Consider the following 16,344-nt stretch of genomic DNA (forward strand, 5'->3'; position numbering starts at 1 on the left):
GTGACGCTCGACTGCGCCGAACACCTTGTGTCACTTGCGTTTCAGGAGTCACAGGACGGTTGGTTTCTTCGTGTTTTCTCAGGCGTAAACCCTTGAAATCATCGACCATCGAACGTATGTTCGATGTATGTCGAATGGCGAGGTCAGTGAAGCGCTCACCGCGCTGCGCGACGCCTACGCCACCTTCGCCGCCTGCGACACCCAATCCCTCACCCCCACCGAACTCCTCGAGGTGATGGACGAACTCGAAACCCACCACTGCCAACTCCCCACCCAGAACCACCGCCTCCTCGCCCAACTGAAGGCGCAATCCACACCGGCGGAGATGGGCGCGAAGTCCTGGCGCGACGTCCTCGCGACCCGGTACCGCATCTCCACCACCGAAGCCAACCGCCGACTCACCGACGCCGACCTCCTCGCCCCCCGACGAGCCTTATCCGGGGCGCCGATGCCACCCCAGCTGCCGGCGACCGCCGCCGCCCAACGCCTCGGATTCATCACCGCCGAGCACGTCGCGGTGATCCGCAAACACCTCAAACGCCTGCCCGGCTGGGTCGACACCGCCACCCGCGACCGCGTCGAAGTCGACTGGGTCCGCCACGCCGTCGGATCCGGCCCCGACGCACTCGACGACGTGGCGCGGCGCACCGTGTACCTCCTCGACCAGGACGGCCCACCCCCCGACGACGCCGAACGCGCCCGGCGCCGCAACATCGTGTTCACCAAACAACGCGACGACTCCACCATCGGCATCACCGGCGACCTCACCCCCGCGGCGTACGCGGTGTGGGAAGTACTCAACGCCCGATTCTCCGCTCCCGGGATGTGCAACCCCGCCGACGAGCATCCCTGCACCACGGGCACCCCCACCCAGCAGCAGATCGACGGCGACCTCCGCACCCCCGCCCAACGCCGCCACGACGCATTCGAATACATCGGCAGAATGGCACTCGACAAGGGCGACCTCGGGCACCTCAACGGCCTGCCCACCACCGTCATCGTCCGCACCACCCTCCAGGACCTGCAGACTCGGGCGGGGATCGGCGTCACCGGCGGCGGCACCATCGTCCCGGTCGCCGACGTCCTGAACATGGCCGCGCAGAAGGATGCGACGAATTATCTGGCGGTGTTCGACGACGCCACCGGTTCCGTCCTCGACCTGTTCCGCACCCGCCGCACCGCGTCGGTGGCGCAGCGGTTGGCGTTGATCGCCCGCGACGGGGGCTGCACCAAACCCGGCTGCACCGTCCCCGCCTACGGCACCCAAGTCCACCACGCCACCCAGGACTGGAGCGCCGGCGGGGACACCAACGTCGACGATTTGGCCCTGGCCTGCGGACCCGACAACCGCGCCGTCGGACCCGGCGGCTGGACCACCCGCATCACCGACACCCACGATGTGGAGTGGATCCCCCCACCGACGCTCGACACCGGCCAGAAACGCACCAACGACTACCACCACCCCGAACAACTCCGACCCCCACCCGACGACGCCTGGCACCCCGACGACGCCGACACCGGGTGGACCGACACCGACGTATCGACCCACAACACAACGGCATCCGACGACGACACCGTTGAAAACGCCGAAGAACACAGCACAGCCGACGACACCGAGCCCATCCCCTGGTGGCCCGTCGACCCCACCTGGGCCGCCGCCGAAGCCGAACGCGCCGCCCGCACGCCAACCCCGGACGACACCGACCTCTCCGACGACACCGAGCCCATCCCCTGGTGGCCCGTCGATCCCACCTGGGCCGCCGCCGAGAAGCAACGCGCCGCCCGCAAACGCGCAGCGGCACAGACCGAAACGTTCGGCCCCCAGACTCCAGACACCCCGCCGGCCACCGGAGCGCCCGCGCACCCCGAACCCGCCGAGACCGAAGGCACCCACGACGGCTACGAACCCGGCAGGCCCGAACCACCCACCGGCACCGCGGCCTAGCCGCACCGCGCCACGGAATGGCGCACTGGCGGAACCGCACGTGGTTCCACAATGGTTTGATTTTCAAACCGATCACCGGCATGCTGACCCGGTGCCCACCTCGCCTCTCGGTGATCTCCCCGGCCGGCCGTGTCCGATCGCGGCCGCCCTGGAGGTGGTCGGCGAGCGATGGGCTCTGCTCGTCGTGCGAGAGGTCTTCCTCGGCGCCACCCGATTCAGCGACATCGTCCGCGGCACCGGCGCACCGCGCGACCGCATCGCCGCGCGGCTGAAGACCCTGGAGGCGGCGGGCGTCCTCGCCCGGGTGCCGCGCACGGCACACCGTGACGAGTACGTACTCACGGACTCGGGTCGCGCACTCGCGCCCGTCCTCGAGGGACTGCTGGCCTGGGGCCTCGACCACGCCGTGGCCGACGACGACCCGCACCGACACACCCGTCCTGCCCTCGTCATGACCCCGAAGGAGATCCCGTGACCGCCGAACCGACCGAAGTCCCGACCACCGAGTGGGGCGAGCGACGCACCAAGGTCGTCGAGTGGCACGACCCGGCGCCCACCACGGCCGCCGGACTGTCGATGGCGGGCATCGACTACCTGCGTGCCATGGTCGACGGCACCCTGCCGCCGCCGCCGATCTCCGGCCTGATGGCGTTCGGCATGGTGTCGGCGGAACCGGGTCGCGTGGTGTTCGACTGCACGCCCGACGAGTCCGCCTTCAATCCGATCGGCGCCATCCACGGCGGCCTGGTGTGCACGCTGCTCGACTCGGTCGCGGGATGCGCGCTGCACAGCACCCTGCCGCAGGGCAAGGGATACACGTCGATCGAGATCAAGGTGAACTACCTCAAGGCCGTCCGACTGGCCAACGGACCGCTGACGGCAACGGGCACCGTGGTCAAGGCCGGTTCCCGCGTCGGCTTCACCGAAGGCGTCGTGACGGACGCGAACGGTGCCGTCGTGGCGACGGCCACCAGCACGCTGCTGGTCTTCGACCTCTAGGCGAGCGCTAGCGTCGGGGCATGACGCAACGGATCCTCGTCGTCGGCGCCGGCATCGCCGGTCTCGCCACGGCCGTCGCACTGCAGCGACGCGGCCACGACGTCACGATCGTCGAGGAGAGGTCCGACACCACCTCGGGTGCGGGGATCAGCATCTGGCCCAATGCGCTTGCGGCCTTTGATGAGATCGGGCTCGGTGACGCCGTGCGCGAGTCCGGAGGACGGGTGGCAGCCGGCGCGATGCGGTGGAGCGACGGGCGATGGTTGCGACGCCCCTCCCCCGAGCGAATCGTCACCGCGCTCGGTGAACCGCTGGTCGTGGTCAGACGGTCGGTCCTGACGGGTCTGCTCACCGATGCCCTCGTCGAGGGGTCGATCGTGTCCGGTTCGGCGGCAACGGGTCTCGCGACGTCGGGGCGTGACGTTCGCGTGACGCTGGCCGATGGCAATACGCACGAGGCCGCGGCGGTGATCGGTGCCGACGGCGTCGGGTCGGTGATCGCGCGGCACCTGAACGGTCCGCTGCGGCGCCGCTATGCGGGGTACACCGCGTGGCGCGGCGTCGCCGATTACGCGATCGATCCCGACCTCGCCGGCGAGACGATGGGCGTCGGAACGGAATTCGGCCACGTACCCCTGGGCACCGGGCACACCTACTGGTTCGGTACCGAGCGCGGCCCCGAGGGCGGATCGGCGCCCGACGGCGAACTGACCCATCTCCGCGCGAAGTACGCCGACTGGGCGGAGCCGATCCCGTCGCTGTTGGCCGCCACCGACCCCGATGCGGTCCTGCGCACCGACCTGTACGACCGCGACGAGGCCCGGGTGTGGTCCCGCGGGCCGGTGACCATCGTCGGGGACGCCGCACATCCGATGCGGCCACACCTCGGCCAGGGCGGATGTCAGGGCGTGGAGGATGCGGCGGTACTCGCGCACTGCGTCGGACGCGGTGACGACCTATCGGCCGCGTTCGCCCGCTTCGCCGCCGCGCGTCGGCCGCGGACGCGGGCGCTCGCCCGTGAGTCCAGGATGATCGGCCGGCTGGTCAACGTGCGTCCGGCGGTCGTGGGCGCGGCGGTGATGCGGGCGTCGGCCGTCGTACCGGAGGCCATCCTGACCCGGCACCTGGCCTCGGTCGCCGCCCGGTCGGCCTTCGTCCTGCCGGAGCGGTGAGTCGGTAGGACTCAGCGCACCTGGCCGAACGCCGCGAGCGGTGCGAGGAAGGTGGAGCACATCGTGCGCAGGTCGATGATGCCGAAGACGCCGCCCGGGCGAATCGCGTCGCACCCGGTACCGGTTCCACCGGCCGTGGTCGGCGCACCGGGCGTCTTCCACACCGCGGGCTGCCCGCCGAGGGGACCGCACTTCGGCCAGGCCTTCACGCCCTGGGACTGCAGGACGTTCTCGGCCACCCGGATCTGCTCGGCACGGGAGGCGAACGCAGGCGAGCCGTAGCCGCCGTTGGAACTCCAGGTCGCCTGCTTGAACTGCAGGCCGCCGTAGTGCCCGTTGCCGGTGTTGGCCGCCCAGTTTCCGCCCGACTCGCACTTGGCGACGGCGTCCCAGTTCATGGTGTCCGCGTGTGCGGTGCCACCGGAGAAGGCCGTGGCCATGGCGGTCGCAACGATGGCGAACGCGCCGGTCAGGACGACGAGCCGGAGGCCCTTGGCGACCACGAGCCGTAGGCCGGTGGCGATTCTGCTGCGACGTGCGGTGCTGACGTTCATCTCTGCGGTCCTTCCCCGACCGGTTGACACGAGGACCGCTTCGGCGTGGCGTGCTCGCGCTGAGGCAGTCACGTGATAGGTCGTGTGACCCACGTCATGCGTTACAGAAGAGGTGGACGTTCTTTATCGGGGCGTGATGGAAAGCAGAGGAAGGTGAGGTAGGTGGGACGACGAAGGACGGTGCCGGACAGCTCGCCCGACACCGCCCTTCGGTGAGATCAGCCGCGCCGACCGCAGACCGGCCAGGCGCCGATGCCCTGCGTGCTGAGCACGTTGTTGGCGACGCGAATCTGCTCCTCGCGGCTGGCGTTGTGCGGTGAGCCGCTGCCGCCGTTCGAGCGCCACGTACCCATGGTGAACTGCAGACCGCCGTAGTACCCGTTTCCGGTTGCGGTCGACCAGTTGCCGCCCGACTCGCAGGCAGCAACGGCGTCCCAGTTCACGCCGTCCGCATTCGCAGGTCCAGCCGCCACCAGCATTCCAGCGAGCGGAGCCGCCACGAGGGCTCCGGCGATGGTGGCCGACCTGAGCGTCATACGGATGTTCTTCAAACTTCGATCCTTTCGCCAAGCGCGCACCACGACACGTCCGCGCAGTCGCGGACATGCGTCACCTGGTCACCCAGGTAGGAGGGTTGGGCCGTGCCGTCTCCGTCGGGCACGACAGCAGGGGGACCAGATCCGTCGCACCGGACGAACGACGTCCGTGACGACGGGCAGGCGCGGGAACCAGACGGTCCCGACCCACCGCGTCCCCTGCTCACACGCAAGTTTCGTGATTGTTGAGTTGTTTGCTCCTGAGGAGTCGATGGGACCCTACGAATAATTTCTGACGAAGTCATGTTTGAAATCTGCCGCCACCCGGCAGATAACGTTTCGATCACGGCGCGGATTCGGGCACATATCGGCAGGTCAGCACCGCTACCTAGGCACGCGAAACAGGCCGGCCGCCGCAGCCATTTTCGTGATGCACGTCACCAGTGATTTGTGACCCGGCGCACATGAATTCACCGTTTCGTCCAACTCGCAACGACGACTTTGGTTCTCCCACAGCGATTCCGAAGGATATCGGGGCCCGGCGTAGTGAGCGGTTCGCTACGGCCAATGAACTCGAGAGACATCGAGGTGACTCGAATCTACTGTCGAACAACGGTTTTCCCGACGTGCTGTGGCGACCGTGCGGTCATCCAATCGGCACGTGTCCTCGAACGGATCTCGTGTGCAACGTGATTCGATGATGAACGAGAACGTACACGGAAGCGTATGTCCCGCACCTCAATCGCACATCAGACCACTCGCCGTGCGTTTCGATCGACGGGAACGCATTTCTACGCCTACGAGCCAGCGATCGACGAAATCAAAGGCCTTGCGCGCCATTCACGATGGTCGTCCTGCACGGTCACATCCGTTGTGCGACAGCGCCTTGGCGCCCCGGCATCCGCCTTGCGCGCCCTGGGGATCGAGAGCAGCCGGGCCCCATTTTGACGTCGTTACCACGTTCGGAAGGCCGGTGAATCGACGAGAAGAATGGCGAAGCGTCGAATCGGCCTAAATTCACGACCGAATTGACAATTTGCTGAAGTGATCTACGCGATGTCGGCCGGCGTGTTGACGTTCAGCAACGAGCGCTGCTCGGGCATGACCACGCGCTGGGTGTCGGCCGCACCGACCAACGCGCGCATGCTGCGCTCACCCGCGGCGACGAGTGCGTCGGCGCGAGTCGCCAGATCGGTGCGGTAGACGCCGGCCAAGTAGTGGTCGCGGCCGTCCCACGGCAGGACGACGTCGACGCCAAGTCGTCGCGCGGGGCCGACGAGGGCGTCGATCAACTCGACGTCGAGCAGTGGCATGTCGACAGCGCTCACGAAGGCCCACTCGAAGCCGGCGTCGGCGGCGGCGTGCAGGCCGCGCGCCGTGGCGAGCAACGGACCCACGCCGCGGACCTCGTCGCGCAGGATGGTCGCCACCAGATCGGGCAGCGGCTGACCGGGGGCGGCGATCACGAAGACGCGGCTACAGCGGTCGGTCAGGGTCGCGACGATCCGCTCGACCATGGTGGTCGCGCCGTCGGGACCGGGAAGGCGCACGGTGGCCTTGTCTCGGCCCATCCGCCGCGAGGCTCCGCCGGCCAGCACGATCGCGGCCAGCGGAGCAGAGACGTCAGTCGACGGTCCAGGTGTCTTTTCCACGGAGCAAGGATTGCAGAGCCGCGGTGTCGTGGGGCTTGGAATCCATTGCAGAACTCACCTGATCGCGCGCCATCTCGTCGTAGGTGGGGCGACTGACCTGACGGAAGATGCCCATCACGGTGTGTTCGAGGTTCTGCTCCGAGAGCCGCGAGAGTGCGAACGCGTACGCCGGGTCGTCGATCTCCGCGTTGTGCACGACGATGTCGGACGGGTCGACGTCAGCGGTCTTGCCGACCTCGAGACCGTAACCGGACTTCACCACGCAGAACTGGCCCTCGGCACCGAACGTGATCGGCTGGCCGTGCGCGACGTTGATGAGCCGTTCCTCGGCGCCTTCCTTGCGGAGCGCGTCGAAGGACCCGTCGTTGAAGATCGGGCAGTCCTGCATGATCTCGACGAGCGCCGCGCCACGGTGGGCGGCGGCGGCGCGCAGCACCTCGGTGAGGCCCTTGCGGTCGGAGTCCAGCGCCCGACCGACGAACGTGGCCTCGGCACCCAACGCCAGGGACACCGGGTTGAACGGGTAGTCCAGCGAACCCATCGGGGTCGACTTGGTGACCTTGCCGACTTCGGACGTCGGCGAGTACTGACCCTTGGTCAGACCGTAGATGCGGTTGTTGAACAGCAGGATCGTCAGGTTCACGTTGCGGCGCAGCGCGTGGATCAGGTGGTTGCCGCCGATGGAGAGCGCATCACCGTCACCGGTCACCACCCACACCGACAGGTCCTCGCGGGCCAGCGCGAGACCGGTCGCGATGGTCGGGGCGCGACCGTGGATCGAGTGCAGACCGTAGGTCTCGAGGTAGTACGGGAACCGGCTCGAGCAGCCGATGCCGCTGACGAACACCATGTTCTCGCGACGCAGCCCCAGCTCGGGCAGGAAGTTGCGGATGGTGTTCAGGATGACGTAGTCACCGCAGCCCGGGCACCAGCGCACCTCCTGGTCGCTGGTGAAGTCCTTGGCCTTCTGCGGCTGGTCGGTGGTCGGCACCGAGCTGGTCTTCGTCAGAGCAGCGGGCGTCAGGCCGAGATCGGCCCCAATCACGTCAGTCATGCGTCAACTCCCATGTCCACGGTGGCGGCTGCCAACCGTGCGAACTTGGCCTTGTCAGTTTCCTTCTCCGCCAGCGTTCCGTCCAGCGCCGAGTCGATGATTCCCTCGACTTCGTCGGCCAGGAACGCCATGCCCTCCATCTTGGTGACGGACTGCACGTCGACCAGGTACTTCGCCCGCAGCAGCGTGGCGAGCTGGCCGAGGTTCATCTCCGGCGCGACGACGGTCGGGTAGGCCTTCAACACGTCGCCCAGATTGGCCGGGAACGGGTTGAGGTGACGCACGTGGGCGTGGGCCACCTTGATGCCCTGGCGGCGGGCGCGTCGGCACGCCTCGCCGATCGGGCCGTAGGAGCTGCCCCACCCGACGAGCAGCAGTTCGGCCTCGCCGCTCGGATCGTCGACCTCGATGTCGGGCACCGCGATGCCGTCGATCTTGGCCTGACGCAACCGCGTCATGAGGTCGTGGTTGGCGGGCTCGTAGGAGATGTTGCCCGAGCCGTTGGCCTTCTCGAGCCCACCGATGCGGTGCTCCAGGCCGGGGGTTCCCGGCACGGCGAACTGTCGCGCGAGGGTCTCCGGGTTGCGGGCGTAGGGCTGGAAGGGCTCGCCCTCCTTCGCGAAGGTGTGGTCGATCGCCTCATAGGACTCGACGTCCGGGATGCGCCACGGTTCGGACCCGTTCGCGATGGCGCCGTCGGACAGGATGATCACCGGCGTGCGGTACGTCAGCGCAATCCGCGACGCCTCGACGGCGATGTCGAAGCAGTCCGACGGGGAGCGCGGGGCCAGCACGGCCACCGGGGACTCGCCGTTGCGGCCGTAGAGCGCCTGCAGGAGATCGGACTGCTCGGTCTTGGTGGGCAGGCCCGTCGAGGGGCCGCCGCGCTGCACGTCGACGATGAGCAGCGGCAGCTCCATCATCACGCCCAGGCCGATGGCCTCCGACTTCAGTGCGACGCCGGGGCCCGACGTGCTGGTCACGCCGAGCGCGCCACCGTAGGACGCACCGAGTGCCGCACCGATGCCGGCGATCTCGTCCTCGGCCTGGAAGGTGAGGACGTTGAAGTGCTTGTGCTTGGACAGCTCGTGCAGGATGTCCGACGCCGGCGTAATGGGGTACGTGCCGAGGATGACCTGCGTGTTGGCCAGCTGACCCGCGGTCACGATGCCGTACGCCAGCGCCGTGTTGCCCGAGATCTGGCGGTAGTCGCCGGAGTTCAGCTTGGCGGGCGACACCTCGTAGGTGGTCGCGAACGCCTCGGTGGTCTCGCCGTAGTTCCAGCCCGCCTTGAGCGCGAGGACGTTGGCCTCGGCGATTTCGGGCTTGCGGGAGAACTTCTCGCGGATGAACGACTCGCTGTGGGCCAGCTCGCGGCCGTACATCCAGGACAGCAGCCCGAGGGCGAACATGTTCTTGGCGCGCTGGCCGTCCTTCTTGGTGGCGCCGATGGCCTCGACGGCGCCGAGCGTCAGCGTCGTCATCGCCACGGGCTGGACCACGTAGTCGGACAGTTCGTCGGAGTCGAGCGGGTTGGCCTCGTAGCCGACCTTGGCGAGGTTGCGCTTGGTGAACTCGTCGGAGTTGGCGATGATGAGGCCGCCGCGGGGCAGGTCGGCGACGTTCGCCTTGAGCGCGGCGGGGTTCATCGCCACCAGCACGTCCGGCCGGTCGCCCGCGGTGAGGATGTCGTAGTCCGCGATCTGGATCTGGAACGACGAGACACCCGGCAGGGTGCCCTGTGGTGCCCGGATCTCGGCGGGATAGTTCGGTTGCGTCGCAAGGTCGTTGCCGAAGAGCGCGGCCTCGGAGGTGAAGCGGTCGCCGGTCAGCTGCATGCCGTCGCCGGAGTCACCGGCGAAGCGGATCACGACCTTCTCGAGCTTCTGCCTCGGCGTGGAACCGCCGTTGCTGGTGCCGTTGCCGTTCGAGCTCACGACCCCTGCCTTTCGGGATTGGACCGGACGGTCATCCCGGGTCGCGATCGAGGCTTCGGAAGAAGGCCATGTCGCGCGATGCGCCGCCGGAATGACACGCCAGAATTTTTCTGTCACTGGCAGTACCGATTATTGCACTTCTCTTAGGCTGGGCTTCACCGGACGCGCGGGTTACCAGCAGGTAAAGGTCGACGAACGGTGCAGGTCAGGACACCCGCGCTCGGCGGCGGCCGCTCGGATTTGTGGTCTTCGTCACTTTTAGAGAACGTCGTTCTCTAAGTGCGTGGTTACCGATCGGTAGCAGTCCGGACGGACCCTCTACCTGCGGCTACGACAGACCGGCGGAACGACGTTCTTGACGCTTGTCGAGTTCTCGGGCGACGAGTTCGCTGGCGCGTTCGGCAGACGGGACCGGCTCGTCGCCCGCCGCGCGGTGCGCGACGTAGCACGCCGTGAACATGTCACCGGCTCCCGTGGTCTGCACGCCGTCGACCCGCCAGGCGGCCGGCACGCGCTCGACGGACCCGTTGGTATAGATGTCGCAGCCCTCGGACCCGTAGGTCACGACGATCTCCGGCACGCCCAGCCGCTTTGCCGCAGTGAGGTCGAACTCGCCGTCGGCGACCACCACGGCCTCGTCCTCGGCGAGCTTGAGCATGTCGAGGTGGACGAGCAGGTCGGGAGCGAAGTCACGGTTCTCGAGAAGCGGTCCCATCCGGTCGGCGCGCACCAGCCCCTGGCCGTCGTAGGCCACCCGGTGACCCCGCGACGCGAGCAGCGCGAGCGTGTCCGCCGGGAAGTCGGTGCGCAGCAGCGGAGCGAGGTGGACCCACGTGGTGTCCGGGTCGGCGGCGGCAATCTCGTCGGGGCCCCACACCGGCCCGATGGTGTCGACGGACATCCGTCGGTGGTCCACGTCGACGTAGTCGAGCCGGAACCCACTGGTGACCGCCGACGGGAGGATGCGGATCAGGTCGCCGAATCGTGCGACCAGTGGATCGAACAGCGCGTGGTCCTGCTCGGCGCCTAGCGCGGCGATGTGGCCGGGCCCGCCGACCGCCTGCAGCGCGACGCCGGCGAACGAGGCGCAGCCGCCCGGGCTCGGCGGCGCGCCGTTGATCACGTCGATGGCCAGGTTGCCCAGCACGGTCACCCCGTTGACGAGCCCTGGCTGCACCGATCGATCTCCTGAATGCGCGACGTTCGCCCCCGAACAGTCGTCGGGGTGCGGCGAAATGGTAGTCGGAGAAACCGGGAAGCACGATTCACGGGTCGTGCTGGCGGCGTCAGCCGGGCATGTTGTACGGCGTGATCACCTGGATCGGTGCAGGCCGGACCGGTTCGGCGGGCAGCGCGCCGTGCTGCTGGAGGAGTTGCCGGATGGCCAGCCGGGCATCGGCCCGCAGGTCGTTGTGCAGCACCACCGAGATGCGGCCGTCGCGCAGCAACCGCCGGTTGTCCGCGTCGAGGTCGTGCGCGACGAACACCCGGCACGTCCTGCCCAGCCGTGCGAACGCCTCGACCGTCGCGGTGTTGCCGCCGCCCGGTGAGTAGACGGCCCCGATCCGCGGGTTGCGTTCCAGCGCCTCGAGGACCAGCGCCTCGGTGGTGGCGTCGATTCCGTCGCCGTCGCTGACCTCGACGATGGCCCGGCCCGAGCCGCGCAGCCCGGCGCGGAATCCGACCTCGCGTTCACCCTCGCCGCGGAACACCGTGCGGCTCAGCGTGATCAGCACGTCGGACGGCTCGTCGCCGAGCCACTGGTTCACCAGGTAGGCGGCCGTGACGCCCGCGCCGTGGTTGTCGATGCCGACGTACGCGCACCGCGCGCTCGCGGGGACGTCGGTCGTGTAGGCGACGACGGGCACGCCCGCACCGACGAGCGCGTCGACGGCCTCCACGACGTCCGGCTGGTCCTGCGCCTTGAGGACGACGCCGTGGCTGCCCCGAATCCGGGACAGCGTGTCCACCATCTGCGAGGTCTCACCGCTCTCCCACAGGTGGAACCTCGCGCGCACCATCGCGGGCGCGAACGCCGGCAGCTCGGCCTCGATCGCGGCGCGGAAGGCGTCGGAGAACCGGCGCGGGGTGTGCATCACCACGTCGATCAGGTAGCGACGTCCGTTGAGCCGCAACTGCGCCCGCTGCTTGTCGAGGTCGGCGATGGCTTGCGCCACCTCGGCGCGGGTGTTCTCGCGCACGCCGGGACGGTCGTTGAGCACGCGGTCGACCGTCGCCTCGCTCAGCCCGGACTGCTGCGCGATCTCGCGGACCTTGTACCTGTGCGCCACCCTCGCCCCCCTGTACCTACCGCAACTTCTTCCCGCGAGCAGACGTGAACTTCCCTCATCTGGCCGGAACGAGGGGACTTTGTGTCTGCTCGCGTGGAAGGTTAGCGCGCGCTGAGGTGTTTTTGACGGGTTTCTGGTGTTGATCGAGGCCCACGTCACAGCGAGACTCATGGACATGACCACACCCGTCGCGACCACCGCCGCAGCGTGGGTCCGTGCGTCGGACTGCGACCTCGCCGCGTTCCGCGCACAGGTGACCCGCGAGACCGACCCCGCCGACTACCCGTGCGCCGCCGACGTGCGCCACGGCATCGTCGTCTACTCCGCCGCCGCGATCGCGGGTGCGGATCGGCGCGCCCTGCAGGCCGAGGTGATCCACGCGCTCACCGACGGTCCCGGCGTCGTGGTGTTCGAGGACGCGTTCGCCCACGACGTGGTCGACGCCGCGTCGGACGCCTTCACCGCGATCATCGACGCGCAGAAGGCCGAGGGACGCGAGGCGGGCGACCACTTCGGCACGGCGGGCGCCAACGACCGGATCTGGAACGCCGCACAGAAGTTGGCGCTGCACGCGCCCGGGGTGTTCGCCGAGTACTACGCCGCCGACGCGCTGGCACTGGTCTGCCAGGCCTGGCTCGGCCCGCGCTACCAGGTGACCTCGCAGGTGAACGTCGTCAATCCCGGTGGCGCGGCGCAGGTTCCGCACCGCGACTTCCACCTCGGCTTCGTCGACCCCGACCAGCTGAGCGCCTACCCCGCACACGTGCACGCCATGTCGTCGGCACTGACCCTGCAGGGCGCGGTCGCGCACTGCGACATGCCGCTCGAGAGCGGGCCCACGATGCTGCTGCCGCACTCGCAGCGGTTCACCGCCGGGTACGTCGCGTTCTACCAGCAGGAGTTCATCGACTACTTCGCCGCGCACCACGTGCAACTGCCGCTGCGCAAGGGTGACGCCGTCTTCTTCAACCCGGCGCTCTTCCACGGAGCAGGCGCCAACACGTCCACGGACGTCCGCCGGATGGCCAATCTCCTGCAGGTCTCCTCGCCGTTCGGCCGGGCGATGGAGTCACTGGACCGCACCGCGATGGTGCGCGCCGTCTACCCCGAACTGCTCCGCATGAAGGCCGCAGGCCGGTCCGACGCCGACCTCGCGAACGCCGTCAACGCGACCGCGGAGGGATACGCGTTCCCCACCAACCTCGACCGCGACCAACCCCTCAGCAGCCTGGCGCCCCGCAGCCAGGTCGACACCGTACTGGCCGCCCTGGCCGACGGACTCAGCGCCAACGACCTCGACGACCTACTCGAGGCGCAACAGATCAGGAGAATCCCGTGACCACCCTCGGAGTGATCGGCCTCGGCCGGATCGGTGCCTTCCACACCGAAACCCTTTCCGGCCTGGACGGTCTCGACGGCCTCGTCATCACCGACGAGCGCACCGACGTCGCGGCGGCCGTGGCGGCCAAGCACGGCGTCAAGGCCGTCGACACCGTCGAGGAGCTGCTGTCCTCGGGCATCGACGGGGTCGTCATCGCCGCGGCGACGCCGGCCCATGCCGAGCTGACGCTCGCCGCCGTCGAGCGCGGCATCCCGACCTTCTGCGAGAAGCCGATCGCGTCGACCGCCGCGGAGAGCGCCCGGGTGGCCGAGGTGATCTCGCGGTCCGGCGTCCCGGTGCAGGTCGGCTACCAGCGTCGCTACGACGCCGCATTCGCCGCAGCCAAGCGCGCGGTCGACGACGGCTCGCTCGGCATCCTGCACACCGTCCGCAGCACCACGATGGACCCCGCTCCCCCGCCGATGGACTACATCAAGGGCTCCGGCGGCATCTTCCGGGACTGCGCGGTGCACGACTTCGACGTACTGAACTGGATCACCGGCCAGCGGGCCGTGCAGGTGTACGCCACCGGGACCACGCAGGGCGACCCCCTGTTCGCCGAGTACGGCGACGTCGACACCGCGGCCGTGGTCGTGACGTTCGACGGCGGCGCCCTGGGACTCGTCTCCGCCGCCCGGTACAACGCCCGCGGTTACGACTGCCGCCTCGAGGTCCACGGCTTCGACGACAGCGTCGCGGCCGGCTGGGACCAGGGCTTACCCGTGCGGAACACCGACCCGCACAACGACTTTCCGCAGGGTCCTGCCCACCACTTCTTCATGGACCGCTTCACCGAGGCGTTCCGCACCGAGCTGGCGGCATTCGTCCAGGTGGCCAAGGGCGGGCCCGTCCAGGGTGCGACGGTGGCCGACGCGGTCGAGGTCGCCTGGCTCGCAGAGGCCGCCACCGAGTCGCTGCGCCGTGGCGTGCCGGTGCGCATCGACGAGGTGCTGTCGTGAGCGCCATCAAGATCGCGGGAGCGCCGATCTCGTGGGGCGTGTGCGAGGTGCCGGGCTGGGGCCACCAGCTGGACCGTGCGCGCGTGCTCGGCGAGATGCGCGGCGCCGGCCTGACCGCCACCGAACTGGGGCCAGACGGCTTCCTGCCCGCCGACACCGCCGAACTGACCGCGGTGCTGGGTGAGCACGACCTGGCCTGCGTGGGCGGCTTCGTGCCGGTGGTCCTGCACGACACCGACCACGATCCGGCCGCCGATCTGGCCGGACCGCTCGACGCACTGTGCGCCGCAGGCGCCGGCGTGGTGGTGCTCGCAGCCGTCACGGGAGCCGAGGGCTACGACGCGCGCCCGGTCCTGGACGACGCACAGTGGCTGACGCTGCTCGCGAACCTCGACCGGCTCGCGGCCGTCGTCGAATCCCGCGGCCTGCTGGCGGTGCTGCACCCGCACGTCGGCACCCTGGTGGAGACCCGCGCCGACGTCGACCGCGTGCTCGGGGGCTCGTCGATCCCGCTGTGCCTCGACACCGGGCACCTGATGATCGGTGGCACCGACCCGCTGGAGCTGGCCAAGGCCGTGCCGAACCGTGTGGCGCACACGCACCTCAAGGACGTCGACGCCGCCCTGGCCGCCGAGGTGCAGTCCGGCCGGCTCACGTACACCGAGGCCGTGAAGGCGGGGATGTACACCCCGCTCGGCACGGGCGACGTCGACATCGCCGGCATCGTCTCGGTGTTGCGGGACAACGGCTTCGACGGCTGGTTCGTCCTCGAGCAGGACACCATCCTCGACGCCGAACCCGTCGGTGAGGGTCCGGTCCGCGACGTCGTCGCCAGCGTGACCTACCTGCGGGCCATCACGTCGTGACCTTGCGCATCGGCGTGCTCGGGGCGTCCCGCATCGCCGAGAACGCGATCATCGGTCCCGCCGCCGAACTGGGCCACCGAGTGGTGGCCGTCGCCGCCCGGGACCGCGCCCGCGCCGAGGTGTTCGCCGAGAAGTACGGCGTGGAGCGCGTCGTGGACGGCTATCAGGACGTCATCGACGACCCCGAGGTCGACGTGATCTACAACCCGCTGGCCAACGCGCTGCACGCGCCGTGGAACCTGGCGGCGATCGCGGCGGGCAAGCCGGTGCTCAGCGAGAAGCCGTTCGCCCGAGACGAATCCGAGGCGCGCTCCGTGGCGGATGCGGCAGAGGCCGCAGGAGTGCCGGTGCTGGAGGCCTTCCACTACGCCTTCCACCCGGTGACGCGGCGGGCGTTCGCCCTCGCGGCGGACGGCAGCATCGGCGACGTCACCCGCGTCGAGGTCCGGATGGCGATGCCACCTCCCGACGAGGGCGATCCCCGGTGGTCGCTCGAGATGGCGGGTGGGGCGCTGATGGACCTGGGCTGCTACGGGATGCACGTGATGCGATCGCTCGGCCGCCTCGGCGTACCCGGCGTCGACGGGGCACCGTCGGTGACGGGCGCCGTCGCCGAACAGCGCACCCCCGGGATCGACGCGGTCTGCGACGTGGAGGTCGCGTTCCCCGGCGGGGCCACCGGAGTCAGCACCAATTCGATGATCGCCGACGACTTCTCGTTCACGATCGCCGTCATCGGGACGACGGGCGAGCTGCTGGTGCACGACTTCATCCGGGCCAACCAGGACGACCGACTGACGATCCGAACGGCCGAAGGCACGTCGGTGGAGCGTCTCGGAACGCGCCCGTCGTACGTCTACCAGCTCGAGGCGTTCGCCGCGCAGGTCGAGCACGGCGTCCCGCTGCCCTTCGGCACCGCCGACGCGGTGGCGAACATGGCCATGCTCGACGCCGCCTACCGCGCAGCCGGCATGCTGCCACGCTGACCGTCACCGACC

Annotated in this window: 14 protein-coding genes and 1 pseudogene; 8 read left to right on the top strand and 7 right to left on the bottom strand. The window is 69.1% G+C overall.

All coding sequences use genetic code 11. From position 1 onward, the window contains the following. The first annotated feature begins 127 nt into the window (after positions 1-127). The 4 genes from AC1MEY_RS12840 to AC1MEY_RS12855 all read left to right on the top strand — a co-directional run bounded on the left by AC1MEY_RS12840 (position 128) and on the right by AC1MEY_RS12855 (position 4,116). Positions 128-1,945, top strand: coding sequence for an HNH endonuclease signature motif containing protein (locus AC1MEY_RS12840; RefSeq protein WP_480230989.1), 1,818 nt, complete (start codon positions 128-130; stop codon positions 1,943-1,945). A gap of 91 nt (positions 1,946-2,036) precedes the next feature. Then, entirely contained in the window at positions 2,037-2,420 is a 384-nt protein-coding gene (locus AC1MEY_RS12845; protein ID WP_480230990.1) for a winged helix-turn-helix transcriptional regulator, read from the top strand. Then, on the top strand, positions 2,417-2,944 hold the full coding sequence (locus AC1MEY_RS12850) for a PaaI family thioesterase (RefSeq protein WP_480230991.1): 528 nt from the start codon (positions 2,417-2,419) through the stop codon (positions 2,942-2,944). Before AC1MEY_RS12845 ends, AC1MEY_RS12850 begins: the two co-directional genes overlap by 4 nt. Before the next feature lie 20 nt (positions 2,945-2,964). Continuing rightward, a complete protein-coding gene (locus tag AC1MEY_RS12855; protein ID WP_480230992.1) occupies positions 2,965-4,116 on the top strand; it encodes an FAD-dependent oxidoreductase in 1,152 nt (383 codons plus the stop codon). An 11-nt stretch (positions 4,117-4,127) separates the two neighbouring features. Here AC1MEY_RS12855 and AC1MEY_RS12860 read toward each other — a convergent pair whose 3' ends face one another. The 7 genes and pseudogenes from AC1MEY_RS12860 to AC1MEY_RS12890 all read right to left on the bottom strand — a co-directional run bounded on the left by AC1MEY_RS12860 (position 4,128) and on the right by AC1MEY_RS12890 (position 12,140). Then, positions 4,128-4,670 (bottom strand): transglycosylase family protein, encoded by a 543-nt coding sequence (locus AC1MEY_RS12860; RefSeq protein WP_480230993.1) that lies wholly within the window; start codon positions 4,668-4,670, stop codon positions 4,128-4,130. Positions 4,671-4,888: 218 nt separating this feature from the next. Beyond that, positions 4,889-5,122: pseudogene (locus tag AC1MEY_RS12865) on the bottom strand (transglycosylase family protein); the annotation flags it as partial. A 1,133-nt stretch (positions 5,123-6,255) separates the two neighbouring features. After that, positions 6,256-6,777: a molybdenum cofactor guanylyltransferase gene (gene mobA, locus AC1MEY_RS12870; RefSeq protein ID WP_480231454.1), complete on the bottom strand. Its 522-nt coding sequence runs from the start codon at positions 6,775-6,777 to the stop codon at positions 6,256-6,258. Positions 6,778-6,829: 52 nt separating this feature from the next. Further along, entirely contained in the window at positions 6,830-7,912 is a 1,083-nt protein-coding gene (locus AC1MEY_RS12875) for a 2-oxoacid:ferredoxin oxidoreductase subunit beta (protein ID WP_480230994.1), read from the bottom strand. Further along, complete coding sequence (locus AC1MEY_RS12880; RefSeq protein ID WP_480230995.1) at positions 7,909-9,849, bottom strand: 2-oxoacid:acceptor oxidoreductase subunit alpha; 1,941 nt, start codon at positions 9,847-9,849, stop codon at positions 7,909-7,911. The genes AC1MEY_RS12875 and AC1MEY_RS12880 overlap by 4 nt, the downstream gene beginning before the upstream one ends. A 328-nt stretch (positions 9,850-10,177) precedes the next feature. After that, positions 10,178-11,002, bottom strand: a complete 825-nt coding sequence (locus AC1MEY_RS12885) for a PfkB family carbohydrate kinase (RefSeq protein ID WP_480231455.1) — start codon at positions 11,000-11,002, stop codon at positions 10,178-10,180. Positions 11,003-11,135: 133 nt separating this feature from the next. Further along, complete coding sequence (locus AC1MEY_RS12890; protein ID WP_480230996.1) at positions 11,136-12,140, bottom strand: LacI family DNA-binding transcriptional regulator; 1,005 nt, start codon at positions 12,138-12,140, stop codon at positions 11,136-11,138. Positions 12,141-12,315: 175 nt separating this feature from the next. Between AC1MEY_RS12890 and AC1MEY_RS12895 the strand changes: the two genes are divergently transcribed. The 4 genes from AC1MEY_RS12895 to AC1MEY_RS12910 are packed head-to-tail and all read left to right on the top strand — an operon-like array spanning position 12,316 to position 16,332. Further along, positions 12,316-13,479 carry a phytanoyl-CoA dioxygenase family protein gene (locus AC1MEY_RS12895; protein ID WP_480230997.1) on the top strand — a complete coding sequence of 388 codons (1,164 nt, stop codon included), beginning with the start codon at positions 12,316-12,318 and terminating at the stop codon, positions 13,477-13,479. After that, positions 13,476-14,480 (top strand): Gfo/Idh/MocA family protein, encoded by a 1,005-nt coding sequence (locus AC1MEY_RS12900; protein WP_480230998.1) that lies wholly within the window; start codon positions 13,476-13,478, stop codon positions 14,478-14,480. Before AC1MEY_RS12895 ends, AC1MEY_RS12900 begins: the two co-directional genes overlap by 4 nt. Beyond that, on the top strand, positions 14,477-15,346 hold the full coding sequence (locus AC1MEY_RS12905; protein ID WP_480230999.1) for a sugar phosphate isomerase/epimerase family protein: 870 nt from the start codon (positions 14,477-14,479) through the stop codon (positions 15,344-15,346). Before AC1MEY_RS12900 ends, AC1MEY_RS12905 begins: the two co-directional genes overlap by 4 nt. After that, a complete protein-coding gene (locus AC1MEY_RS12910; RefSeq protein WP_480231000.1) occupies positions 15,343-16,332 on the top strand; it encodes a Gfo/Idh/MocA family protein in 990 nt (329 codons plus the stop codon). Before AC1MEY_RS12905 ends, AC1MEY_RS12910 begins: the two co-directional genes overlap by 4 nt. Positions 16,333-16,344 lie beyond the last annotated feature (12 nt).

The sequence above is a fragment of the Mycobacterium sp. PTI7 genome (genome assembly GCF_056679845.1).

Excerpts from the sequence above, each read along its gene's own strand:
- AC1MEY_RS12840 (WP_480230989.1), top strand. The coding sequence starts at position 128 with ATGTCGAATGGCGAGGTCAGTGAAGCGCTCACCGCGCTGCGCGACGCC.
- AC1MEY_RS12855 (WP_480230992.1), top strand. The coding sequence starts at position 2,965 with ATGACGCAACGGATCCTCGTCGTCGGCGCCGGCATCGCCGGTCTCGCC.
- AC1MEY_RS12860 (WP_480230993.1), bottom strand. The coding sequence starts at position 4,670 with ATGAACGTCAGCACCGCACGTCGCAGCAGAATCGCCACCGGCCTACGG.
- mobA (WP_480231454.1), bottom strand. The coding sequence starts at position 6,777 with ATGGGCCGAGACAAGGCCACCGTGCGCCTTCCCGGTCCCGACGGCGCG.
- AC1MEY_RS12875 (WP_480230994.1), bottom strand. The coding sequence starts at position 7,912 with ATGACTGACGTGATTGGGGCCGATCTCGGCCTGACGCCCGCTGCTCTG.
- AC1MEY_RS12895 (WP_480230997.1), top strand. The coding sequence starts at position 12,316 with ATGACCACACCCGTCGCGACCACCGCCGCAGCGTGGGTCCGTGCGTCG.